26 protein-coding genes, 1 pseudogene and 2 other annotated features are annotated in these 24,835 nt (G+C 35.5%); of the genes and pseudogenes, 10 read left to right on the forward strand and 17 right to left on the reverse strand.

What is annotated here, in order from left to right:
* Nucleotides 1-16: 16 nt before the first annotated feature.
* Entirely contained in the window at nt 17-730 is a 714-nt protein-coding gene (gene sigK, locus Q9B79_RS10765) for an RNA polymerase sporulation sigma factor SigK (RefSeq protein WP_000051382.1), read from the reverse strand.
* A gap of 183 nt (nt 731-913) precedes the next feature.
* Here sigK and Q9B79_RS10770 point away from each other — a divergent pair, with 183 nt between their 5' ends.
* Complete coding sequence (locus Q9B79_RS10770) at nt 914-1,807, forward strand: hypothetical protein (RefSeq protein WP_306183991.1); 894 nt, start codon at nt 914-916, stop codon at nt 1,805-1,807.
* Nucleotides 1,808-1,850: 43 nt separating this feature from the next.
* On the opposite strand, the gene Q9B79_RS10775 is transcribed toward Q9B79_RS10770, so the two are convergent.
* Nucleotides 1,851-3,338 (reverse strand): YcdB/YcdC domain-containing protein, encoded by a 1,488-nt coding sequence (locus Q9B79_RS10775; protein ID WP_306183993.1) that lies wholly within the window; start codon nt 3,336-3,338, stop codon nt 1,851-1,853.
* Nucleotides 3,339-3,409: 71 nt separating this feature from the next.
* Nucleotides 3,410-3,559, reverse strand: coding sequence for a 50S ribosomal protein L33 (gene rpmG / locus Q9B79_RS10780; protein ID WP_306183995.1), 150 nt, complete (start codon nt 3,557-3,559; stop codon nt 3,410-3,412).
* A 337-nt stretch (nt 3,560-3,896) separates the two neighbouring features.
* Between rpmG and Q9B79_RS10785 the strand changes: the two genes are divergently transcribed.
* Entirely contained in the window at nt 3,897-4,547 is a 651-nt protein-coding gene (locus Q9B79_RS10785) for a GTP pyrophosphokinase (protein ID WP_139866606.1), read from the forward strand.
* Between the two features lie 197 nt (nt 4,548-4,744).
* Here Q9B79_RS10785 and Q9B79_RS10790 read toward each other — a convergent pair whose 3' ends face one another.
* The gene (locus Q9B79_RS10790) at nt 4,745-5,212 is read right to left on the reverse strand and encodes a hypothetical protein (RefSeq protein ID WP_306183998.1); all 468 of its coding nucleotides are present in this window, start codon (nt 5,210-5,212) and stop codon (nt 4,745-4,747) included.
* Between the two features lie 54 nt (nt 5,213-5,266).
* Complete coding sequence (locus Q9B79_RS10795; protein WP_212955429.1) at nt 5,267-6,652, reverse strand: alkaline phosphatase; 1,386 nt, start codon at nt 6,650-6,652, stop codon at nt 5,267-5,269.
* Nucleotides 6,653-6,913: 261 nt separating this feature from the next.
* Between Q9B79_RS10795 and Q9B79_RS10800 the strand changes: the two genes are divergently transcribed.
* Both Q9B79_RS10800 and Q9B79_RS10805 read left to right on the forward strand, forming a co-directional pair.
* Entirely contained in the window at nt 6,914-7,747 is an 834-nt protein-coding gene (locus tag Q9B79_RS10800) for a GNAT family N-acetyltransferase (RefSeq protein WP_306184001.1), read from the forward strand.
* A gap of 15 nt (nt 7,748-7,762) precedes the next feature.
* Nucleotides 7,763-8,638: an alpha/beta fold hydrolase gene (locus Q9B79_RS10805; protein ID WP_306184002.1), complete on the forward strand. Its 876-nt coding sequence runs from the start codon at nt 7,763-7,765 to the stop codon at nt 8,636-8,638.
* Nucleotides 8,639-8,845: 207 nt separating this feature from the next.
* Here the strand turns inward: Q9B79_RS10805 and Q9B79_RS10810 are convergent, their stop codons facing one another.
* The 3 genes and pseudogenes from Q9B79_RS10810 to Q9B79_RS10825 form a co-directional block, all read right to left on the reverse strand.
* Entirely contained in the window at nt 8,846-9,346 is a 501-nt protein-coding gene (locus Q9B79_RS10810; RefSeq protein WP_000236600.1) for a DoxX family protein, read from the reverse strand.
* A gap of 264 nt (nt 9,347-9,610) precedes the next feature.
* A pseudogene (locus Q9B79_RS26985) lies at nt 9,611-10,299 on the reverse strand (delta-aminolevulinic acid dehydratase).
* A gap of 18 nt (nt 10,300-10,317) precedes the next feature.
* Nucleotides 10,318-10,920, reverse strand: coding sequence for a histidine phosphatase family protein (locus tag Q9B79_RS10825; protein WP_306184005.1), 603 nt, complete (start codon nt 10,918-10,920; stop codon nt 10,318-10,320).
* Nucleotides 10,921-11,089: 169 nt separating this feature from the next.
* On the opposite strand from Q9B79_RS10825, the gene Q9B79_RS10830 reads away from it, so the two are divergent.
* The gene (locus tag Q9B79_RS10830; RefSeq protein ID WP_306184008.1) at nt 11,090-11,428 is read left to right on the forward strand and encodes a phosphoglycerate mutase; all 339 of its coding nucleotides are present in this window, start codon (nt 11,090-11,092) and stop codon (nt 11,426-11,428) included.
* Nucleotides 11,429-11,497: 69 nt separating this feature from the next.
* Nucleotides 11,498-11,620, forward strand: coding sequence for a DUF4023 domain-containing protein (locus Q9B79_RS10835; RefSeq protein WP_000071866.1), 123 nt, complete (start codon nt 11,498-11,500; stop codon nt 11,618-11,620).
* 48 nt (nt 11,621-11,668) lie between these two features.
* Here Q9B79_RS10835 and Q9B79_RS10840 read toward each other — a convergent pair whose 3' ends face one another.
* The gene (locus Q9B79_RS10840) at nt 11,669-12,901 is read right to left on the reverse strand and encodes a TolB family protein (protein WP_306184011.1); all 1,233 of its coding nucleotides are present in this window, start codon (nt 12,899-12,901) and stop codon (nt 11,669-11,671) included.
* 227 nt (nt 12,902-13,128) lie between these two features.
* On the opposite strand from Q9B79_RS10840, the gene Q9B79_RS10845 reads away from it, so the two are divergent.
* The 3 genes from Q9B79_RS10845 (at nt 13,129) to Q9B79_RS10855 (ending at nt 18,783) form a co-directional block, all read left to right on the forward strand.
* The gene (locus Q9B79_RS10845; protein ID WP_306184013.1) at nt 13,129-15,876 is read left to right on the forward strand and encodes a S8 family serine peptidase; all 2,748 of its coding nucleotides are present in this window, start codon (nt 13,129-13,131) and stop codon (nt 15,874-15,876) included.
* Between the two features lie 189 nt (nt 15,877-16,065).
* Nucleotides 16,066-16,294 (forward strand) — a binding site (T-box leader).
* A 50-nt stretch (nt 16,295-16,344) separates the two neighbouring features.
* Nucleotides 16,345-16,572 (forward strand) — a binding site (T-box leader).
* 161 nt (nt 16,573-16,733) lie between these two features.
* Nucleotides 16,734-18,488: an aromatic amino acid hydroxylase gene (locus Q9B79_RS10850; protein ID WP_306184015.1), complete on the forward strand. Its 1,755-nt coding sequence runs from the start codon at nt 16,734-16,736 to the stop codon at nt 18,486-18,488.
* Nucleotides 18,469-18,783, forward strand: a complete 315-nt coding sequence (locus tag Q9B79_RS10855; protein WP_306184017.1) for a 4a-hydroxytetrahydrobiopterin dehydratase — start codon at nt 18,469-18,471, stop codon at nt 18,781-18,783. The genes Q9B79_RS10850 and Q9B79_RS10855 overlap by 20 nt, the downstream gene beginning before the upstream one ends.
* 16 nt (nt 18,784-18,799) lie before the next feature.
* Here Q9B79_RS10855 and Q9B79_RS10860 read toward each other — a convergent pair whose 3' ends face one another.
* Both Q9B79_RS10860 and Q9B79_RS10865 read right to left on the reverse strand, forming a co-directional pair.
* Complete coding sequence (locus Q9B79_RS10860; protein WP_306184019.1) at nt 18,800-19,657, reverse strand: VOC family protein; 858 nt, start codon at nt 19,655-19,657, stop codon at nt 18,800-18,802.
* A gap of 20 nt (nt 19,658-19,677) precedes the next feature.
* Nucleotides 19,678-20,082 (reverse strand): DoxX family protein, encoded by a 405-nt coding sequence (locus Q9B79_RS10865; protein WP_306184020.1) that lies wholly within the window; start codon nt 20,080-20,082, stop codon nt 19,678-19,680.
* A gap of 157 nt (nt 20,083-20,239) precedes the next feature.
* Between Q9B79_RS10865 and Q9B79_RS10870 the strand changes: the two genes are divergently transcribed.
* Nucleotides 20,240-20,785, forward strand: a complete 546-nt coding sequence (locus Q9B79_RS10870) for a helix-turn-helix domain-containing protein (protein ID WP_001020700.1) — start codon at nt 20,240-20,242, stop codon at nt 20,783-20,785.
* 33 nt (nt 20,786-20,818) lie between these two features.
* Here the strand turns inward: Q9B79_RS10870 and Q9B79_RS10875 are convergent, their stop codons facing one another.
* The 6 genes from Q9B79_RS10875 to Q9B79_RS10900 form a co-directional block, all read right to left on the reverse strand.
* The gene (locus Q9B79_RS10875; RefSeq protein WP_306184023.1) at nt 20,819-21,196 is read right to left on the reverse strand and encodes a hotdog family protein; all 378 of its coding nucleotides are present in this window, start codon (nt 21,194-21,196) and stop codon (nt 20,819-20,821) included.
* 111 nt (nt 21,197-21,307) lie between these two features.
* Nucleotides 21,308-21,766 (reverse strand): GNAT family N-acetyltransferase, encoded by a 459-nt coding sequence (locus Q9B79_RS10880; protein WP_306184025.1) that lies wholly within the window; start codon nt 21,764-21,766, stop codon nt 21,308-21,310.
* A 56-nt stretch (nt 21,767-21,822) separates the two neighbouring features.
* Nucleotides 21,823-22,329, reverse strand: coding sequence for a GNAT family N-acetyltransferase (locus tag Q9B79_RS10885; RefSeq protein WP_306184027.1), 507 nt, complete (start codon nt 22,327-22,329; stop codon nt 21,823-21,825).
* Between the two features lie 307 nt (nt 22,330-22,636).
* Nucleotides 22,637-23,032, reverse strand: a complete 396-nt coding sequence (locus Q9B79_RS10890; protein ID WP_306184029.1) for an ankyrin repeat domain-containing protein — start codon at nt 23,030-23,032, stop codon at nt 22,637-22,639.
* Nucleotides 22,999-23,817, reverse strand: coding sequence for an ABC transporter ATP-binding protein (locus Q9B79_RS10895; RefSeq protein WP_306184031.1), 819 nt, complete (start codon nt 23,815-23,817; stop codon nt 22,999-23,001). Before Q9B79_RS10895 ends, Q9B79_RS10890 begins: the two co-directional genes overlap by 34 nt.
* Nucleotides 23,804-24,832, reverse strand: a complete 1,029-nt coding sequence (locus Q9B79_RS10900; RefSeq protein WP_306184033.1) for a FecCD family ABC transporter permease — start codon at nt 24,830-24,832, stop codon at nt 23,804-23,806. The genes Q9B79_RS10895 and Q9B79_RS10900 overlap by 14 nt, the downstream gene beginning before the upstream one ends.
* Nucleotides 24,833-24,835 lie beyond the last annotated feature (3 nt).

Here is a 24,835-nt window from a genome sequence, read left to right on the forward strand (position 1 = left end):
CTGCTTGCAATATACATTATTCTTTCGCTTTTTTCTCTTTCTCTGCTCTTACAAATTCATGGAACATTTTCATTAAAGCGCGCTTTTCAATTCTGGATACGTAGCTTCTGGAAATACCGAGTGCCTTTGCAATCTCTCGTTGCGTTTTCTCCTTATCAAGCCCCAGTCCAAAACGCTTCACGATCACTTCTTTCTCTCGTTCGTCTAAAATATCGATATACTCTTTAATCTTTTCTAACTCCATACTAAGCTGGATCATATCAATTACATCTTCAGACTCTGATTTTAATATATCAATAAGCGATATTTCATTCCCCTCTTTATCTTGCCCGATCGGGTCATGAAGTGAAACGTCCTTTTTCGTTTTCTTTAGTACACGTAAATGCATCAAAATTTCATTTTCAATACAGCGCGCTGCATACGTCGCAAGTTTTGTGCCTTTTCCTGCCGAATAGCTCTCGATCGCTTTAATAAGCCCGATTGTACCAATTGAAATTAAATCTTCTGCATCTTCCCCTGTGTTTTCAAACTTCTTAACGATATGAGCTACAAGCCGTAAATTATGTTCAATTAACAAATTCCTCGCTTGAGCATCACCTTGCTCCATTAACTCTAAGTACTTCCTCTCATCATCTGATGATAACGGCTGCGGAAACGCATTATTCTTCACATAAGAAACAAAGACAAACACTTCTCGAACCATATATCCAATTGCGGCGAATAGACTCAAACCTTTCACCCCCGCCAAAATAGTGGTCTTTACTATGTGTATGTAGGCCTGAGGTTGTTTGTGTCTGTACAGTTTATTTATAAAACTCAACACTTCCAATATTTAAAATATTTTATCGTTATATTATAATTATATAAATTTATAGTTATATATATGAATATACTATTAAAGGGGACACTATTCATGCTTACATTAGATCGATTATTAAATGTAACAATTTATTTAGGGGTATTTTTACTTTTCATTTCGTTCATTACTTTTGTTATTAAGAGGGGGCCTGATTTATTATTTTTTCAATTTGGAATTTCTTTGTTTTTTGGAGCTCAAATTATAATTGGAATCAAATTTCTTCATAACTATGGTTTCTCCTTTCACTCAAAACTAGAAATACTTATCTTTATTTTCTATGTAATTGGATTTATTACATGTATACTATTGTTCTTTCACTTTCAAAATCACTATCGAATTTTTTTATTAATTTGTAGTTTTTTATTTTTAACTGGATCCAATTATTACTTTAAAGAAACATTAAAGTTTAGTAAAAAAATTCCAAAGCAACATACAACTTTTTTAAGTACAAAAGAAGAAGACTCTTTCCCAAAAGAAGTCCGTAAATTTTCCGAGGATTACAACAATATAATAAGGAATGATTTTTATGAAATACCGATGATTCCCACTGAATTACAGATTACAAGCAAAAAAGATTCTTCCCATAGTACATCTTTCTTAGTTAAACTTCATAATATGGAGGATGAAGTTACTGATGACTCTGTACAATTCACTCCATCAGACCGTTTTTATATACTGTTAAATACACAAAAAACAAAAATATCAAAAATAGTATATGAAGGGCGAAATTTTTTCACATTAACAGTCACACTAAAGGCTCTTAATTTACAGCAAGAACCAGAAATTCATAATATGTTTTTAGAAATAGATAAACGTAGAGCAATGAATCTTCTTGATTTCGAAATCAAAGCTCATTCTAAAGAATGGAAAATAACATTTAAAAGTGATAGTTCTCCTTCCAACCTTCCTATCACATTTACATTTGAAAAACGAACAGGCAAATTATAAAAATAAAAAGAGTTATTTCCTTTGAAAAATAACTCTTTTTATTTTACTTGCTCCAAATTTTCTCCCCAGTATGCGCATCAATATAACGAATTTCTCGACTACCGTCGAAGAACTCTTTATAATTCTCATCCGTTGTTTGTTTATACAGTAGTTTATAACTTGTTTCCTCTACATCATTTTCTAAAAACCATTCTAAATGAACTCGCATGGCGCCTCTGTATATTTCTAATGCTTTTTCCTTTGTTACTTTTGGTGTTGTTTCATATGTGAGTAATCCTTTTATAATATTGCTAGATTCTCCTGAATAATGCATCACAGCACCATTCTCCGCATTGATATTGACCCTAAATTGGTTATACTCTGCCGAAATACCATTCACATATACGGAAAAGGTAAACCTTTCAATCCCATCTTCTTCACGTTCTTCCCAAAGACGTAAATATTGTGTGACATCTGGAATAACTTGTTCTAAAAATTGAAGTGCTTTTTGTAAACATTCCTCTCTAGACAGTATTGGCTTTACTTCTTTATCGTCTGTCAGTTTTATAAAGCCAATTAATTCATTGGTAGATTTATCAACCGTAATGCCAACTAAATTATTATATTTTAACATCGGTAAATGCTTCTTAAAAAATTCATTCATTAAATATGGATTTTTTTCTTCTTTTTGTTTCTGTAATTCCTCTTTCGGAACAAATTTCATCCTTATTTCATCATCATCTTCCGTCTCAGCTACTTTTGTAAAACTGTCTTTATCCCAGTCAAGCAAATCGAATATATCATCTTGCTGGCTACCTTTTCCCATTATTTCAACAGCTACAGTTGGAGGCAATTTATAGTGATCTGGTCCAAACAAATCTTTACCTGTACTTGTATTAATAAACGCATGGCTAGGTTCTGGTTCATATACAAGATGGTACCCTTTTACTTCCTCTCCATTTTCATATTCACATGAAGCGTGTGTTAAATCTACAAATACAAGTCTCATATCTTGTCTAGCTTTCAAATTTTCTAAGACGACGTTCTCCTCAACAATTTCACTTGGCCATACCGGTTTTTTCTCGATAGCTTTTTGTCCATTATAACGAAAATGCACAACATTACCTGAAGGACAAACTTGCACGACACATCCTGTATTCGGCAGTGGATACCCATTCACTTCTTGCATATAATTTACTTCTTTCCAACCACGTCTGTCGTCCTTAACCGTTACATATGTATAAAATTCATAACCTTCTTTTGTATATTTTTTTAAAAATACATTTGCAATCTCTCTTGCTTTCTTTTCCTCTATCGCTTCCTTATCAATCGAAAAATAATTTTTATCCTCTATCCTAAACTCTATTAAATTACCAGTATGTCTATTCAACGTAATTTGTATCGTTCTCTCCTCATCCTCTTTATGCTCCCACCATAATAGATGATACGGGTCATCTACGCCTTCTTGATCGTCTACTACAAGCCTATAATCATCTGAAATGTCAATCATATGAGCCACTTGCTCTTTTCTTTCTTTATCTTTTTGATTCATCATACCGCTCCCTTTATTACAATTTAAGGTAATTATAACAAACAAAAAAGACTAGAGATATCTCTAGTCTTCTACTTCGTCTCACGATGTAGCGTTACTCGCTTTAATCGTGGACAATATTTTTTTAGTTCGATGCGCTCTGGATTGTTTCGTTTATTTTTTTTAGAAATATAATTACGATCACCGCACTCTGTACAAGCTAATGTAATATTTATACGCATATATAATTCTCCTTTCTTTTAAAGATCGCAAACTAAAACGTAATGATTACGATTTAAATATTATATAACTTCATTCTATTTGTCAATTGCAAAAAAAGACAAAAAGCTGAAACAATTAGTTCATACGAAATTCACACGAATCTATTACTATAGGAATTGTACATAGTGAACTTATTAACAATCACGTTTATTTATATAGACTTTTAATCGAAAGGAGCTGAAATTATGAAAACTAAATATCGTTTTATGATCTCATCATTTGCTGCTTGCGCTTATATGCTTTGGTATTTAGTATAATAACAACCTCACTTGTAAATAGGAAAAGGTGTGTATATAAATGGAATATAATCAATCAACAGTTAACTACTGGAAAGCTTTTGTACTACCATATACATTTGCTTTAGAAGAGTTAAAAACTAAATTTGAAATTATGAACCGGGAAGCTCAATTTTTAGAGGATTACAACCCGTTTGAACATATAAAAACAAGATTAAAACAGCCCGAAAGTATTATTAAAAAGCTTGAGCGTAAAAATTTATTACCGACAGTTGAAAATGCACAAACGCATTTACAAGACATCATCGGCATTCGTATTACATGTTGCTTCGTAGAAGATATTTATCATTTAAAAGAAGTCATTCAAAAGCGTGAAGATATGGAAATCATAGAAGTAAAAGATTATATTGCTAACCCAAAACAAAATGGCTATAAAAGTTTACACATGATTATTAAATATCCTTTATCACTGAATTCAGGTACAAAAGAAGTCTTTGCAGAGATTCAATTACGTACGCTAGCAATGGACTTCTGGGCGAGTTTGGAACATAAACTTTATTATAAATATGAAGGGAAAATACCTGAGTATTTAAAAGATGAACTACATGATGCAGCAATGAAAGCTGAAGATCTTGATAATAAAATGGCAACCATTCGCCAAGATATTGATGATATCGAAGCATGCTCAAATCAAATTATGTTACCGCTATAAAGTGAAACTTTAATCAGCCCTCACCAATCGGACGTTAACGGACAGCCCGACTCCCACCTAACTTCTTTGCTCCAACTGTACTTTGAGGTGGGAGTTTTACTGTCCGTTAACGCGGGATAAAAAAAGGTTCTCGCCAATGAGAACCTTTTTTATTTCACTATTTATGGGCAGTAAAGCTCCCTAATTAAAGTTTCACTTTATTTCTTCCCTATCGTGCGGACCTCTTCAATTTTCCATCCATCCTCTTCTTTTCCAAGTGCATACTGTACTTTCTTTTGGAGAGTGATATCCCCATCTATTTCCTTTTCCTCTGTTTCAACAACAACATACCCTGCTTTACTCGCTTTCATGTCTATATGTTCCAATTCAATTTTTTTATTTCCTTTTTGAAAAGCTGCTTCTTTTTGTGTTTTTAAATCTTCAGCACTAGGCATCTTCTTTGAAAATAACTCCATATGTTCAGTAAGATTCTTTTCATTTGTCGTCCGTACAAATTTCTCCATTACATCTTGAATCGTTTTCTCTTCTTCTTTCGTTATTTGTACCTTTTCCTCAGTTTTTGTAGTAGTAGCTTTTTGTTCTATCTTATTCTCTTTGGATTGACATCCAACTAGCAATAATACACCTATTAGAAGGGATCCTATCCCTCTGAAAAAAGCCCTCATCTTCCCATCTCCTAAAAAGAAAAGTGAGGCATTTCGCCTCACTTTCATTTATAATTAGCGTCTTCCTTTATTCGGATCGCCACCACCAACGATATCAAAGACACGTTTAGCGATATTTGTATTCTCTTGAACGCCAGAGAACAAGTATTTACCAGGGCCAAATGCATATACGTTTACATCTTCCCCTGTATGTCCACCTGTTGTCCAGCCTGTAACCGAACGCTTATTGAAAATATCCTCAATCGCGTTATCAATCTTTGTTACATCTTTTGAAGGAGCAATATCATTTACCGCTTTAATTTCTTCTGGTGTTAATTGTAAATCAATATATTTTTTCAATGTTTCTTCTACATTTGCACCTTTTGCAATCTCATTTGCCATGAAGTCTGGTGTGCGTTTTGCAGCTTTAATTGGATCTACTTTAAAGTTATACTCACCATTTGCACCTAAAGATAATCCGCCAGTAGCGTGGTCTGCCGTTGCAACGACTAACGTATTTTTATCTTTTTTCGCAAACTCAATCGCTGCTTTAAATGCTTTTTCAAAGTCTTCCATTTCACTCATTGCACCAACGATATCATTATCGTGTCCAGCCCAGTCGATTTGACTTCCTTCAACCATTAAGAAGAAACCATTTTTATTTTTGTTCAAACGTTCAATTGCTGCATTTGTCATTTCTTCTAATGAAGGCGTTTTATCGGTGCGGTCAATCATTTTATCTAAACCGCCTGGCGCAAATAAACCTAGAATTTGATCATTTTTATCATTTAACAATTGATTGCGATCAGTTACATAGCTATAACCAGATTTCTTAAATTCTTCTGTAAGATTGCGATCTTTTCTAACAAAGTTATTTACTCCGCCGCCAAGCATAACGTCTACTTTATGCTTCCCTTTAATTTTTTCATCAAAATAATCATTTGCAATTGCGTCCATATTTTTACGACTAATGTCATGCGCACCGAAAGCAGCTGGTGTGGCATGTGTAATTTCAGAAGTGGCAACGAGTCCCGTTGATTTCCCTTTTTCCTTCGCTTGTTCAAGAACAGTTTTTACTTCTGCTTTATCATTATCAACTGCAATTGCCGCATTATATGTTTTAATTCCTGCTGACATAGCTGTTGCTGCTGATGCAGAGTCTGTGATATTTTCATGTTCATCTTCCGGATATGTTTTTTGTGTTCCTACAAGATGTTTATCAAACTCTGTAGATTCCATCTCAAAAGTTTTTGGATTATCTTTCATATAACGGTGAGCCGTCATATATGAAGGACCCATACCATCCCCAATTAATACAATGACATTTTTAATCTTTGCATTGCTTCCGCTCTCATCTGCACTCACTTCACTAGAACGTGTAAAATTCCATGTTGCTACCGAAGTAACTGCTAATGATGCCACAACTGCAAATGGCCATGCTTTTTTCACAAACTTTTTCACTGTCTTGTCCCCCTAATTAGGTTATTCATTTCCCACTATCAAATTTAATAGAATACTGTTAAGAGAAAATTAGTTATATGTAAATTTTTTGTTAACTTATGTAAATATCAGTTATAATTTGTATAACTTTGTCTTTTCATATCAACCATCTTCCCCTTTACAATTAAAATATAAACAAGTTGGATTTCATGTAACGTAAATCTCTTATTTAACATTTTCAATCTACTTTCATAAAAATTAATAGAAATGTGGTGGGCATTTATGCAAACAATACGGCTAGATGAATCTTTTATTTTTGATTTACTCGACCTTTGTAAAGCTGTTGGATGGTTACAAGATAAAACATTTATGAAAAAACAATTCGAAATGTACCTTTCTCTTGGCACACTTATCGGTTATATGCATGACAATAAACTGATTGCAACTGGAGGAGTATTTCCTTTTAAAGATAGTTTTTCTACTATTGGCATGTTAATCGTCCATCCAGCTTTTCAAGGCCGGGGCATCGGGCGAACTTTGCTAAATCATTGCTTAGTACACACTCACCCAAAACAACCAATTGCACTTATTGCAACAAAAGCTGGCGAGCCTCTTTATACATCATGCGGATTTCAAACAGTAACAACGATTCATCGTTTTGAGAAACAAACTACTAAAACACATATTACTCATACGCAACAAGTGAAAGAACAAGATCTTGTCTCACTTATTTCTCTCGATCAAATTACAACTGGTGCTAATCGTTCCTTACTTTATTCATCACTATTACCAAGAACGAGCCACTCTTTTAAAATTGAGAGAAATAACTGTATAGAAGCTTTTTCCTTATGTATACAAAAAGGAAATATATTATGCGTCAATCCACTTATCGCAAAGCAAGAGAAGGATGCTATTCAATTATTCAAGAAAATCTGTGAATGTTGGAGTGGCACAGTAAGGATTGATATCCCACATTCACAATTTTCATTTCGTAAATTTCTTCAAACAAAAAATTTCCAAGAAACGCTCCTTTCACCTCTTATGATAAAAAATGGTAGCCAACTTCCTGGAAATCGTAATATGCTATTTGCTATGATAGATACAGCGTTATGTTAGAAAGGGGACACCTCATTGAAGCAATTTAGCTATTTTATGGTAGGTTGTCTTACTCTTACACTATTAGTAGGATGTAGTGCAGCAGAAAAGCCAGTAGAACAAGTAAAACAAGTTAAAAATACACTTACAGCAAAACTAGCTACCGAGGAAAAGATGGTGGAAATAGATGGTCAAACCATTTACTTTAAGCAGATTGGTAACGAAAAGCCACCTTTACTTATGATCCATGGATTTGGAGGGTCATCAGATGGTTTTCAAAAGATTTACTCAGACTTAGCAAAAGATCATACAATTATTTCTGTAGATGCTTTAGGGTTCGGGCGCTCATCTAAGCCGATGGATTTTTATTATTCCTTTTCAACCCATGCAAATTTGTATTATAAATTAATGAAAAAACTAGGTTATGATTCGTTTGCAATACTGGGCCACTCAATGGGTGGAGAAATCTCCCTTAATTTAACGTATTTATATCCTGAAGCCGTTACCCACCTTATTTTAACTGATGCTACAGGTGGTCCTCATACACTCGTTAATAAACAAGGGTCACCAAAACCACAATTGTCGACCGATTTAAATACCGTTTCTGCTATTGCAGATTATGATGAGAGCAAAGTGAAATTTAAACGTAACGATGAAGAGCATTACAATAAAATGAAATTATGGCCGAGACGTCTTCAAATCAATGCAAATGAAATGAAACAACCAACCTTAATTATATGGGGAAGAAATGATAGTAGCGTTTCTTGGAAAGAAGGAGAAACATATCATCAATTCTTAAAAAATAGTACTTTCCATGTTATCGAAAAAGGTTATCATGCACCATTTCGTCAAGAACCACAAGAATTTGTAGGGTATGTAAAAGAATTCTTTAAGAACAATCCAATAAAGTGAAACTTTAATCAGTGGGGGGTTTTGTCCATCCCCCACTGATTATTAGTTGAACCAATCGGGCTTTTATGGGCAGTTGATCTCCCACCTAACTTCTTTGCTTTCGCTGAATTTTGAGGTGTGAGGGGGCTTACTGCTCGTTAAATGCGGGATAAAAGTTGAAAAATAACATAAGCGGGCATCTCATTTTGAGATACCCGCTTTCATATATTAAGCAGCTTGCTTTTGGCGTTTTTGAGTTTTTGAACCTAATACTTTCGGAATAACGAAACCATCTATTCCAAATTTACCAGCATTCATACCAGAAACTAGAACGAACATTGATAGAATAACCATTTCAGGATTCACACCAATTGACCCACTAAACATATAGGAAAAGTTCATTACAAGACCGAAAAAGACCGCTGTTTTTGTTAAACAGCCTACAATTAAACCAATTCCGACTAAAATTTCTCCCCACGTTACAAGTGTATTAAATAGATCAACGTTTGGAATTGCGAAATCTTGTAAAAATGATGCCCACCAAGATTGAACAGCCGGTTGTGCTCCTTTAGATTTTTCAATTGCACCTTGTAAATAACCAGTTGCATCGAATCCTTTTCCTTGTAGTTTACCGATTCCAGCCATTAACCATGTGTAACCAAGATACACTCGAATTACTGCTAACACAAAAGAAACTGCTTTGTTTTCTCTTAAAAATTGAATAACCATATCTTCCTCCTAAAGTCGTAATTAAGTTAGTTACAGATAATATAATAACATTAGTTACTTATTTTTCAAATGTTAATTATGAAAAATTCATGACATGTGTATGAAACATCAAAAACTAACGTTTATATAGTAACTTTTATTACCTGTAAAAACTTGAACATATCATACCATAAGTGATAATAGTTTTCATTGAAGAAAATGTAAAAAAAATGTGAGTTAAATGTGAAACACGTTTATTCGAATATAGAATAAACGTGTTTCACACTACTTATATAATCGAAATGTATATGTCTCTTTATCAATTAACCGTGCTTCTTCAAAAGCCTCTCCTAACTTTTTTTCATGGTTAATAAGCCCGTAAAATAAGCGTATTGTAAACATAAGTGCTGCATTCCCATCTACATAATCTATCGATCCAATATACGATTTCGCGCCACTACGTAAGAAAGATTCTGCTAGTTTTCGCTCCCCTAACGTACACCCGCTATTTACAATATGTGTATTATGCAATTTTGCATATTTATAAAGTGAAACTTTAATCAGTGGGGGTTTTGTTCATCCCCTACTGATTATTAGTTGAACCAATCGGACGTTTACGGACAGTTAATCTTCCACCTAACTTCTTTGCTCCAACTGAATTTTGAGGTGGGAGTTTTACTGTCCGTTAACGCGGGATAAATTTCTGCTGTACCAAAGTATCCCCTCGGTTCATCTTGTTCATATATATCTTCACCTAACTCTTCCATGACAAACTTTCCTTCCTCACCATGAAAGCAAAAGACAACATAATCGATATCATTATATAAACCCTTTCCAGAAAGAATATCGATGAACTCTTTCGGTCTACCAATCCAATACGTGACAACTTTTGCCCCAAAATATTCAAGCGATGCACGGATTGATTGCGCCTCTAAATCAGAATTAAAACCAACTACTAGTGCAACATTCAACATACATCCTCCATCCTATTATTAGATCTCATCCATCAAACTTTCAAGCGATACATCCATTTCATATATACCCGTTTCCTTCAAAAAATCAGATCTAGTTAAAACGACTTTCTGTAAATATTGCCTATATGCTGTAATTGTTCCGTCGTGAGATACAATGCAAATTCTTTCAGCGCCTAGCTCATAACACAAAAGAAGAAATTCATCTACTATTTGCTGAAAGCTATTCTCTGAAATAATATTTATACCCTCCGTCCATAACTGCTTATTTGTGCTTTTCTCTATTGAAAAATGTGGAAATAAATTTGCTATCATTTCCTGATCTACTATGTGATCACATGGTAATGTTTTCGCTCCTTCTCGATAAGGAAAAATACGTGGGGATACATATGGATGAACAATTGTTTGACAAGATACCTTCTCACTCCATATTGTCGCCGTTTGTAAAGTTCTCATTGTAGGACTAGCAACTAATATATCCGTTTCTTGCAATGGCACATTGCATTGAAGTAATTTAGCCTGATTCCTTCCTTCATCCGTTAATGATGGATGCAATACTTGTAAAGTTGACGGCAAATCTTTTGTATGTTCACCTTCTCCATGCCGAACAAAAACGAGTTTCATATCGATCCTCCTCTCTATGAAATACTTCAACATAATTCCTTCCCTATCTCATCCATTATTCCTGCTATATGAAAAACCGTTCTGTAAAAAACATTTGACACAAACAATTGGGAAATATTACGATAATATATGTAAAATACTTTTTACAAGAGAGAGGGGAATCACAAATATGAAATGGCTAACGATCTTAATTGGCACGATTATATGGGGATATATAAACGGACTTTTTAGTAGTGATAAAGCTGCTAATCCTTGGATTACAGATGATGAACGTGAAACAAAAATTAAGCAAAAGGCAATTATCGCAAGCTGGTCTGGTGTTTTTATATTTTGTACCATTAATCTTTTAAACAAATGGTTAGGTGTAGGAACAAACGATACATCGCCTTACTTACCATCTTCTGTCGCAACTATTTTAAAAGAAAATGTAGAGTTACAAATTTTATTTATGCTATTCATTACGTATGGCATCTTTTACGTATATTATCGAAGAAAACTAAGTGCTTAACTTTTATTTCATGATTATCTTCCTAAATGGTTATAGTAATTAGGACGAAATGAAAGGAGAGATATAAAAATGAGTAATTCAAATGAGTTTTTAGATACACTGCATGAAAAACAAGCAAAAGATGAACAAAACAGAAAGCGTCAGGGAAACGGCAACCCAGCGAAAAAAAAGCCAAATAAAACACATAAATAAGAATAAAAAAGCGTGCCTAAAAATATCTTGTAGGCACGTTTTTTATTCTTATTTCACCGAGATAACATTTTCCCAATTCCATTTCTCATAATACCACTCTGGTACATCTATATTTTCAATCCACTTCTTTTCCTGTTTCCCATCACTATTGGCAATCCATACATTGGCTTTCTCACGGTCTGAACGTATCCATATTAATTGATTGCTCTTCTTCATAAAAATCGGATGATAATCACCTTGCTTATGAGGTGGCTTTGTGATTTGAAATTGTTTGTCGCTTGTACGATCGATCTCATTTAAAGATGGCAGTGGTCTTTTTTCTGGCGGAGTTTCTATTCCTGCCTCTTTTGCCCGTGAAACGATAATTACTTTATCATTCTTCCATGCAAAATCCCAATCGACATATCCTTTCGGCGTAAATGTTTTCTGCTGAAGTGCCGGCAATTCTTTTACTTTTAAATGTTTATTCTCTAACGCAACTCTCCCGCTTCCTTCAATATAAGCTAATACATTGTTGGCTGGCGCCCATTTGAACCATTGTGTGTTTAATAACATTTGATCTACTTTTTCAAACCGACTACCATCTGCTCGAACTAAGCAAAGCGTATTGCTATCAGCTGACCATGAAGCTGTCGGTACCGCTAAAAATGAAATCCACTTTCGATCTGGTGACCACTCAAAGCCGCTTGCAACTAACGCTAGAAAATCATCATGTTCATTTGGTAATGCATATAAATGTTTCATTTTATGAGGATTCATATGTGCATCTTTTTGCACTTCATATAGCTGTGCTCCTGTCCATCCTGTTGGAAGTAAGTGTGCTTCAGAGGATACAAGAAACTTCTTTCCATCAGGGTACCATGCATAATCACCTACACCAGCTGATACATTTTCAAAATCTGCATTCTTTTTTTCTACATCAAATGTATTTAATGTACCTGTAAATATAAATGCAATTATATTTTCTGTTGGTGACCATTGATAATTCGCTGCTTCTGAATGAAACGGCGTAACTTTCTTTCCATCTTTCAGCCGATATAACTCAAGACTACCTTGTTTCTTTCCTTTTACATATGCCAGCCACTCTCCATCATATGACCACTTTGGCCCTGTTATATACTCTCCTTTTGTAAGTTGTTTTTCTTTTCCATCAACTTTAATCCAGAGGTCATGATGACGAATAAAAGCAATTTTCGCTTCATTATTTTCTGCGCTAATATTAATGATTGAACATAAAAATATGACTAACATTGTACCAACGCTTACTATGAACCGTTTCATAACACCCCTCCATTTCCCTCATAGCATTCCTCAATATCCACCTACAATATGTAAAAAATACCCATTCGACATAATCAGAAAAAATTTCCCAAGAAATTTTAAATTCATAGAGGATTGGTATGAATTATGTCGAAAATATAGTTTAACTAACATCCGATTATGTAATTCGAGATAAATTTGTAAGATTTTTCTCGGAATATTAGCACTTTTTATTAGGGGGAGTTTCAATGAAAAAAACTACATCTACACTATTAAGTATGGCGCTCGTCTTTTCTAGTTTTGGCTCTTTAAGCGCACATGCTGAATCGCTGCAAAAGGAGAAGCGATTTAGCCCACAGTTAAAAGCAAATATTGAACAATGGGGAGAAAATAAAATTGCGCCAAATGTTGAAACAAAAACAGCAAAAGAAATTTCAGTCATTGTAGAATTGCAACATGCTCCGCTCGCTTCACAAAGTAACATTCAGCATGCTCCAGATTTAAAAAATGGCAATGTGCAATCATACCATGCACAACTAAAAAAGGCACAAGATGATACAACAAAAAAAATGAAAGAAAAAGCACCGAAAGCAAAAATAAAAGAAACGTATAGTACGTTATTTTCTGGATTCTCTATTTCTATCCCAGGAGATCAAGTTGCAGCTTTAGCTTCTTTACCTGAAGTAAAAGCTGTTTATCCAAACTTAACATATAAATTGCATGAAACAGCAAAAAGCGCTGCTAATGGAGAAACCCCAAATGTTGGTGGACCGACAATCGGTGCACCTGAAGCATGGAATTTAAAAGATCCATCTGGCAAACCGCTTGATGGAAAAGGTATGAAAGTCGCTATTATTGATTCTGGCGTAGACTATACACACCCTGACTTACAAGCAAACTATATTGGTGGCTACGATACAGTCGATGAAGATAACGATCCGATGGACGGCAACGTACACGGTACTCATGTAGCTGGCATAATTGCTGGTAATGGAAAAATTAAAGGTGTTGCTCCAAATGCGTCTATTCTAGCCTATCGTGTAATGAATGATAGTGGTACTGGTACGACCGAAGATATTCTTCAAGGTATTGAGCATGCTATTCAAGATGGTGCAGATGTTTTAAATCTATCTCTCGGTCAAGATTTAAATGTCCCTGATCAACCTGTAACAATGACGTTAGAACGTGCAGCAAAACTTGGTGTTACTGCAGTCGTTTCAAATGGAAATGATGGACCAAAGCCTTGGTCTGTTGATGCTCCTGGTAACGCGAGTAGCGTCATCTCTGTTGGTGCATCTACTGTTTCTATTCCATTTCCAACATTCCAAGTAGCTGGTTCTAATAAATTGTATCAAGGATTACCGTTATCAAAAGCGGATTTCCAAGTAGGAAACGATGCTCAGCTTGTCTATGTTGGCTACGGTAATTCAAGCGATTACGCTAAACAAGATGTGAAAGGGAAGTTCGTCCTTGTTTTACAAGGAACTTCGAGCGCATTAGTAAAGGCAGAACAAGCAAAACAAGCTGGTGCTCTTGGCGTGCTATTAATTTCTAATGAAAAAGAAATTAATATTATGCCCGAATACTTTGGGCGTGAAGATATAGCTCTTCCAGTTATGCAACTATCAAATATAAACGGTGAAGAGTTGAAAAATTTAATTACAAAACGAAAGAAAAATATAAAGATTGGACAACCAAATAAAACCGAACTGATTGGTAACTTCAGTTCCAGAGGACCATCACAAGGTAGTTGGCTCATAAAACCTGATGTTGTTGCACCTGGCGTACAAATTACTAGTACTGTACCAAGAGGCGGCTATGAATCTCATAACGGAACAAGTATGGCTGCCCCACAAGTTGCAGGAGCCGTTGCCTTATTACGTCAGATGCATCCTGATTGGACGACAGAACAATTGAAATCTGCTCTTGCCAACACTGCAAAAACATTAAAGGATGTCAATGAAAATACATATCCTGTCATGGCACAAGGATCTGGTTTAATTAACATTCCAAAAGCAGCTCAAACAGATGCGTTAGTGAAACCGAACAACGTAAGTTTCGGTCTTATTAAACCAAATAGCGGCAAACTGAAACTAACACAAAATATTACGTTACAAAATCTTTCTAACAAAAAGAAAAACTTTTCAACTCGTATTGAATTACTAGATACAAAAACAAAAATTCAGACTTCTTTTCCTTCTTCAATTAGTTTAAAAGCAAATAGTAACATGGAAAAACCTTTTACTATTACTGTAGATAGCTCCTTACCGCAAGGTGTATATACAGGAAATCTGTATGTAAAAGAACAAGGGAAAACGGAAGAAATGCGTATTCCATTTACATTTAGCATCGATCCAAAAGAATACAAGCGTATTGACGGCCTTGAAATCGTTAATTCTACTTTCAGTCCAAATAATGACAAAATACTGGATGACAACCTAATCAATTACTATTTAGTTACACCAGTTGAGGACATAGCGTTTCATGCCAATTTAATTACGAAAGACCGTGTGACATATCAAGGTGCAGTATATCAAGGTAAAAACGAAACACCAGGTTATAAATCTTTCAAATGGAATGGTACAAGAGCAGACGGATCTCCATTGCCTGATGGCTTATACCAAATTGAAGCCGTTGCTTCTAACTCTGGTGGAGAAACAAAGCAAACAGGAGCTGTATTTATCGATCGAACAGCACCTAAGTTAACTCACGAAATTGATCAAGAAAATCTTATTATTAGAGGAAACGTTGATGATATTCTACTAGATTGGATGACAGAATCTGGTTGGATTGCACCTGGTATTCCAGTGAGAATCCAATATGAGATTAACGGAAATGGTGTATGGGAGAGTGCATTCTTAAACACGTGGGAGAAAAACTACGAAATTTATTTCGATCGCAATCAATTACAACAAGGAAAGAATACAATTCATATTGTTGCAACAGATGCAGCTGGAAATACAACTAATTTAAATGTTGATTTAGATGTAAAATAAAGTGAAACTTTAATCAGCCCTCACCAGCCGGACTTTTCTGGGCAGCCCAACCCCCACCTAAATTCTTTGCTTTCGCTGAATTTTGAGGTGAGGGTCTTACTGCCCATTAAAGTGGGATAAAAAATTATTGTTGACAACTTTTTAAATATAGTTTTATAATACAAAACATAGTTTAGTTGAACGAATTATATATCGGCTTTGAAGGAATACCAGTAGCGACTTATATCCCTGTCTCAGAGAACTGATGGTTGGTGCGAATCAGTACATATACAAGCGTGAATTACAATTCTGGAGCTTCTTTCCCGTAATGCTTTTTATGCATGAAGAGAAAGACGGATCTTTCCGTTATCGTAAAGTGAGTGGTAAACAATTACTTGTTTACAAATAGGGTGGTACCGCGATTTTTATCGTCCCTATCGGATTTTCCGATAGGGACTTTTTTGCGTCTGTCCTTTTACATAATTTCATATATACGCGTTGAAAGAATCGCAGTAGTATCTTATATCCCTGTTACAGAGAGCTAATGGTCGGTGGAAATTGGCACATATATAAGTATGAATTACAATTCTGGAGCTTCTTTTTCGTAGTGCGTTTATGCATGAAGGAAAAGACGGAGTTTTTCCGTTATCATTAATTGAGATGTAAGTATCTTTTCACTTACAAATAGGGTGGTACCGCGATTCTTTCGCCCCTATCGGATTTTCCGATAGGGGCTTTTTCTATTTCTCACAGAAACAAATGTTAAATAATTCCGAATCTTATGATAAAATTTTATAAGCGCTTACAATTTTGAAGGGTGGTGGTACAAGCTATACGAAACCGATATTTAATTTTACAGAAAAAAGGAGGATGTCTAAATGACAAAGAAAACAGAAATTCCATCGCATTTAAAACCATTCGTATCCACACAGCATTATGATCAATACACACCGGTGAATCACGCTGTGTGGCGTTACATTATGAGACAAAATCATAGTTTCTTAAAAGACGTTGCTCATCCAGCCTATGTGAACGGATTACAATCATCTGGTATTAATATAGATGCAATTCCAAAGGTAGAAGAAATGAATGAGTGTTTGGCACCAAGCGGCTGGGGGGCTGTAACGATTGACGGGCTTATTCCTGGCGTAGCCTTCTTCGATTTTCAAGGACATGGATTATTACCAATCGCAACAGATATTCGTAAAGTAGAAAATATCGAGTATACACCTGCTCCAGATATTGTACACGAAGCAGCAGGACACGCACCTATTTTACTTGACCCTACATATGCAAAATATGTAAAACGATTTGGACAAATTGGTGCAAAAGCTTTCTCTACAAAAGAAGAACATGATGCATTCGAAGCTGTTCGTACATTAACAATTGTAAAAGAAAGCCCCACTTCTACTCCTGATGAAGTTGCAGCTGCTGAAAATAATGTAATTGAAAAACAAAAATTAGTTTCTGGCTTATCAGAAGCAGAACAAATTTCGCGTCTTTTCTGGTGGACAGTAGAATATGGATTAATCGGAAATATAGATGCTCCAAAAATATATGGTGCTGGTCTCCTCTCTTCTGTTGGCGAAAGCAAACATTGCTTAACAGACGCTGTAGAAAAGGTTCCATTCTCTATCGAGGCATGTACAGGTACAACTTATGATGTAACAAAAATGCAACCACAACTATTTGTTTGTGAATCATTTGAAGAATTAACAGAAGCACTTGAGAAATTCGCGGAAACGATGGCTTTTAAAACAGGTGGTAAAAAAGGCTTAGAAAAAGCAATTCGCTCTGAAAACCATGCAACTGCTGAATTAAATAGCGGATTACAAATTACAGGTACATTCACCGAGACAATTGAAAACGATGCAGGTGAATTGATTTATATGCGAACAAGTTCGCCAACAGCATTAGCAATTCACAATAAACAGCTAGCGAATCATTCTACGGCTGTACACAGTGACGGCTTTGGAACACCAATTGGATTACTCACTGAAAATATTGCATTAGAAAATTGTACAGATGAACAATTACAATCATTAGGAATTACAATCGGAAATAAAGCAGCATTTACTTTTGCCAGCGGTATTCATGTAAAAGGAACAGTAACAGATATTGTAAAAAACGATAAAAAAATTGCGCTTATTTCCTTTATCAATTGCACAGTTACTTATAACGACCGTGTTTTATTTGATGCTTCATGGGGCGCATTTGATATGGCTGTTGGTTCAACAATTACTTCCGTATTCCCAGGTGCCGCAGATGCTGCAGCATTCTTCCCAATGGATGAAGAAATTCAAGAAATTCCTGCTCCACTTGTACTGAATGAGCTTGAACGTATGTATCAAACAGTTCGCGACATTCGAAATGAAGGTATTTTACACGATGCGAATGTCGACCAATTAGTAGTGATTCAAGAGGTATTAAATAAATTGTATCCAAAAGAATGGCTACTTCGCCTAGAAATATTAGAATTGCTTTTAGAGCATAACAAAGGGCACGAAACATCGGCAGCACTATTACAACAACTATCTACTTTCACAACGGACGAAGCTGTAACACGTCTTATTAAAAATGGTCTTGCGTTACTGAACATAAAGGATGTGAAAAATGATGCTACGATTAACTGAAGAAGAAGTTCAAGAGGAATTATTGAAGTTAGATAAATGGGTAGTAAAAGATGAAAAATGGATTGAAAGAAAATATATGTTTTCCGACTACTTAAAAGGAGTCGAATTTGTCTCTGAAGCCGCCAAACTATCAGAAGAACATAATCACCACCCATTTATCCTTATCCAGTATAAAGCAGTCATTATTACTTTGTCATCTTGGAATGCAAAAGGTTTAACGAAACTCGATTTTGAGCTTGCGAAGCAATTTGATAAACTATTTGTCCAAAATGAAAAAGCCATTATAAGAAAGTAAAAAGGAGAAGCCTTTATTAGGCTTCTCCTTTTATTTTGAAATGAATACAATGTCCAAATGGATCCTCGACCTGTAATATTCCATCTTTGTACGTAGCAATCTTGCCAATATTTTTTAAGCTTTCACATACTTGCTCTTTTTGTTTTTCATCTGCTAGTACAATTGTGAAATATTTCAACCCAACGGAATTTGGCATTTGCGGTGGTATTCCTTCACCTTGCCACGTATTTAAACCGATATGGTGATGATAGCCACCTGCCGATACAAAGAGCGCCCCATTACGAGCTGGGATTGTCACTTCAAAACCAAGACCATCCACATAGAAACGTTTTGCTTCTTCTAAATCAGCTACATGGAAATGAACATGCCCCATCACAGTACCCGCTGGAAAACCATTCCACACACTTCCTTGTTGTAATAATTCTTCACCAGCTAACGGGTTACTAACAAATGGTAGTTCTCCATTCTTATCACGCCAAACTTCTTTTTGACGATCATGATAAATTTCAATCCCGTTGCCATCTGGATCAGCTAAATAAAGGGCTTCACTAAAGTAATGGTCGGCTCCGCCGTGCAGTGGATATACCATTTCTACAAGATGACGAAGAATATTCGCTAAATCTTGTCTGCTCGGTAATAATATTGCGTAATGATATAACCCCGTTCTCCCTCTTTGCTTTGGTAAGGCTTCTTTCTTTTCTTCAATGATAAGGAGTGGTTCGTTATTTTCATTCCCAAATGTAACGACCATGTCATCTTCCTTTAGTACTTTCATACTTAGTACTTCTGTATAAAACTCTAGTGATTTCTTTACATTTGATACATATAAATGAACAACATCAAGTGTTGTGTCGGGATGAAGTTGAAAACTCATCTTGTTAGCCCCCATTTCATTTAGTTCTTCTTAGACATTTTCTCTTTTAAGAAATTATCTACAAAACCGTCTGCTTTCGCAACAAATAAGTACGCACCCATTGCTAATAATGCAAGCTCTAGTTCGAAGCCAGGATTTTTTCCATCTCCTAATAACCCAGCTGACCATTTTACTTTTATGATTGCTCCAACCATAACAAGTGCAAATAATAATCCAATATATCTTACACCTAAACCTAGAATTAATAATAGACCACCAACTACTTCCGCTGTTGCTACACCGTATGCAAGTCCTCCTGGTAAACCAATGCTTGTGAACCACCCTGCAATATTGTCAATCCCCGATTGGAATTTTGTTAAACCGTGCATAAAGAACGTTACCCCTAACACGATACGAATAATTAAGTTACCGATATGTTGATTCATTTCTTTCTCTCCTTTATAGTTTTCTTATACAAAACTTTTATTTACATTACAAAACATACACTATTTTTTTTTATTCGTCAATTCATTTTCACCGGGAAAAAATATATTTTTTTTGCTATGATACAAATAGTTGTTTACAAAAAAGGAGCTTGATTTTATGAATATTGGTTCTGCAATACGTGAAATTCGTCAACGTAGAGGCATAACAATCGCACAAATTTGTGAGGGAACAGGTCTTTCTAAAGGATTTATGAGTCAGGTTGAAAATAATAAAACATCACCATCAATCTCAACTTTAGAAACAATCTCCAATTTCTTAAACGTTCCCCTTCCCTATTTATTATTAGAACAAAAAGATCGGTTGAAAGTTGTCAAAAAGGTAGAGCGTAAATACAGTGTATATGGAAAAGATGAACAAAGAATTGAGCATGTTGCAGAGCAAGGTGGCCTTCGTCTCAATCTCGTAGAAATTCCTGCTGGGTTTCCGAAAGAAAACACACCAAATGCGCATGAAGGGGAAGAATGTCACCTTGTATTACGCGGAAAACTAGAAGTTCAACATGGGGAAGATATTGCAATTGTAGAAGAAGGTGATTCTTTCTCCTGGAATGCATGTGTTCCTCATATCGTTCGTAATATCGGGGAAGAAACTGCATTATTACTCATCTCTAGTCATGCAGAAAATCGAAAACGTGTTTATTAAATAAAAAAGAAGCCTGTAAATTAGGCTTCTTTTTTATCCCCTTATAACTCCATAGCTTGTCCCAACTAGTACAGTCTTTTCGTGTTGATTGCGATAAACTGACTCGATTGAAACATTTTTGTATCCTTCCATCTGTTCAATATTTGTTAAAGTTAATTCACAAGTGATTGTATCTCCTGTAAAAACTGGTCTAATAAACTCACTTACTAATTCTCTTGCTATGTAATGTAATTCTTCACCTACTTTCGTTCCAATACTAGCAGTTAATAAACCATGAACCATTAAACGTCCATTTTCATCATATTCCATATGATGTCTACCTTTATCTCCTGTAATATTTGCAAATTCAAAAACCTCTTCTTCAGTAAATCTTCTTTCGTATTTAAATACATCCCCAACCTTAATACTCATTTTTATCCCCCCTAATATTAAACAGAATTTTCTTTCACTTTACCATAAAATGAGTCTTAGTTCAGTTTATCTTATTAAAATATCGAGCTTTTTCCATGCTACTTTTTCTCTTTATCGATGCCCATCTTTTTTTGCTGCTTGATACCCGTAGTACGCACATGTTCCATTTCTCGATAACTCTCTCACCTCAAAACCACAACTTCTATAAAAATCAAAATTACTAGCAGATGTATGTGCAAACCAGTCTCCATGTGGCAGCTTTTGTAAACAAAGAGCGACAAGCTTCTTGCCTAACCCCTTCCCTCTATATTCATATTTCACAACTAAATTTACTATGTTCGCGACCATGATTCCATCAGAAATGACTCTAACCATCGCAACCATTTCTTCTTCATCCCATATTGTGAATGCCCATGTTGAATTTTCAAATGCTATCGTAAATTTTTCAATTTGCCAAGAAGGGATATTATCATTGCTCCAACCGGCATCTTCGAATAAGGTTTTAATTGCATATGCAGGTACACCATTCGTTCCCTCACGAATAATAAGTCCATTATGATAAATGTACATGTAATCCCCCCTTTATTTTTATATACCATTCTTCAAAAGATGCAATTTACCCTTTTTCATCCAACGCGTTTAATCGAATAAACGAGAACATCCATCCCATGAAATGAAGTTGTTTTCTCATAACTAAGCCCCGTTTTTCTAGCAACAAATATTGACGCAGGATGATCCGGATTAATAAGAGAAATTAATTTATTCATTCGTAACGCTTGGAAGCCATAATCCCGAAATACTGCCGCTGCTTCTTTCGCATACCCTTTTCCCCAATACTGAGGTAATAACCAATAACCAATTTCAATTTCCTCTTTTCCATCTATTTGCTGCTTTACTAATCCTGCATGACCAATTCGTATTCCCGTTTCCTTTTCAATCAATACAAATAAACCGAGACCGTTTTTATAGCTAGGAATCACCCATTCCTCCAAACTTTTTTTACATTGCATATATGTTTTTAACGTCCCATTTCCAATATAGCGCATTACCTTCTCATTTCCCCATAGTGAAGCGTAGAACTGTAAATCATCCATTGTATATTTGCGAATTTGTAAACGATCTGTATGAAACATCTCTGCACTCCTTCCCACAAATTTGTACTTACCTACACGATCATATATTGGATATATACTAAATGTTACTATTCATTATAAATGAACAAACATAAAAATACAGAATATTCAATTCACGAAGAATAAAAAAGGCAGTAGACAACTATTGTCTACTGCGTCCATATCATAACTAGCATAAAGAAAACTACAATTGAGGGGGGTGTAGGATTTTCAAATATACTAGATACTTATCCCGTTCTAACGGGCGGTAAACTTTTCAAATATATGAAAGTGAAAAGTTTACCGCACATAAGAACTTTTGCGGTCATTAAGAGAGCACTGTTAAATACTCAAATACACGCTGTGCCTTCTCTCCACCCATTCGTGCATGCTGAAGAAGGGAAATACCATGTGGACCCGATGCGCGTAATGCTTCTGGTTGTGCTACTAAAATAGCTTGTACAACTTCTAATTCTCCAAGCATAGCAGCCGTGAAAATATCCATTCGAGCACCTTTTTCTAGTAAATAAAGAGCAATATCTTTACGACCTACATGTGCTGCTGCTCCTAACGCACTTTCCCAATCTGATCCGCCCCAATTGTAAGAGGCATGGAGTAAGCTTGGCGATTCCACCAACAGTTCTTGTACTTTTTCTAAATCTCCGTGAGCTGCCATAACAAATTCTCTTACTAATTCAGTGGTAATACGTTCTTCTGTTCGCATCTTGCTCCTCCTTTTTTAGAAATTCGTTTCGGTGTGAAAAATGGCTTGTCGCTTCCTTGAAAAATATCTACCTCTATGCCGAACACATGTTGAAACATTTCATGACATAACACTTTGTCTGGTACACCGTCATACTGAAGCTTCCCTCGCTTTAATACGAGTAAACGATCACTATATTGAGCCGCTTGGTTAATATCATGTAAAACCATTATAATTGTCATACCAAACTCCTCGTTTAACCGTTTCACAAGTTCCATTACTTCCAACTGATGCACGATATCTAAAAAGGTTGTTGGCTCATCCAATAATAAGACATTTGTACGTTGTGCTAACGTCATTGCAATCCAGGCACGCTGTCTTTCTCCCCCTGATAAAGATTGTAAAAGCCGATATTCATACCCTTCAAGATTTGTAACAGACAATGCCCAATTAACAATTTCTTCATCTTCTTTATTTAAGTGACCTCTCCATGATTTATGAGGATCTCTTCCAAATTCAATTAATTCTTTCACTGTTAAATCTAATTGATGATCATGCATTTGTGGTAACATCGCTAATTGCTTCGCTACATCGGCACTTTTCATCGTATGAATACTTTTTCCATCTAAAATGATATCCCCTTCGCTTTGTTTAAGTAGCCTTGCCATTAAACGAAGCAAAGTAGATTTCCCAGATCCATTCGGCCCAATTAAACTAACGACCTCTCCAGCTTTAATATGTACATTCATATTTTGCATTTGAAATCTTTCAGAATGTGCGTAAAACACTTTGTTAACGGAAATCACTCTGTTTCCCTCCTCTATGAATTAAATATAAGAAGAACGGACCGCCTAAGAAGGATAGTAAAATACCAACAGGAAATTCAATTGGATCAAACCAACTTCGAGCTATCGCATCCGCGAAAACAAGTAATATCCCTCCGCCAAGACATGATAATGGCAGTAAATATTTATAGTCATTTCCAACTAATAAACGTAACATATGTGGTACGACAAGACCGACAAATCCAATAAGACCAGAAACACTGACTGCAATTCCAGCTAATAACGTACTTACTACTATTAAATAAAACCGGCTTCTCTCCACGTTATGACCTAATAACTTTGCTATTTCATCTCCTAGCATCAATACTCGAATATGCTTAATACCGAAGAAAGCTAATATAATAGCGAATATTGCATAATAAATGATCATGTTTAAATGTGCCCAACTTACACCACCAATGCCACCCGCTAACCACGGTAATACAGATTGCACTTTGTCACTATGTAATAACATTAACGCTGACGTCGCTGCACCAATTAATGCATTGATTGACACACCTACTAAGACAATTCTTGAAGGCGATGCCCCTTTTTGCCATGATAAAGCATAAATGACCATCGCCGTTATGAAAGCTCCTAAAAATGCTCCGAGTGGTAAAAATGCCATATGCTGAGGGAATAATATCATAATTACAATTGCTACAAGGCCTGCTCCAGATGAAACCCCGATAATACCAGGGTCTGCAAGAGGATTTCTCATCACCCCTTGCAGCAGTGCTCCAGATGCAGCTAAACATGTTCCTACTATAAATCCAACGAGCACTCTCGGTATACGAAGATCCCATACAATTCGATGAACTGTCGAACCTTCATCTTGTATACCAGCTACAATGTCTCGTAAAGAAAAGGATAGGCTTCCTGCGAAAAGACCGTAAAAAAGACCTAAAATCGTTACTACTACTAAGGTAACTGCTATTATCCATCTTTTTTTCGCAAAAGGATGTTCCTTTTCCCTTACTACTTCACTACTTTCCATACT

The sequence above is a fragment of the Bacillus sp. MHSD_36 genome (genome assembly GCF_030757775.1).
GTDB lineage: Bacteria > Bacillota > Bacilli > Bacillales > Bacillaceae_G > Bacillus_A.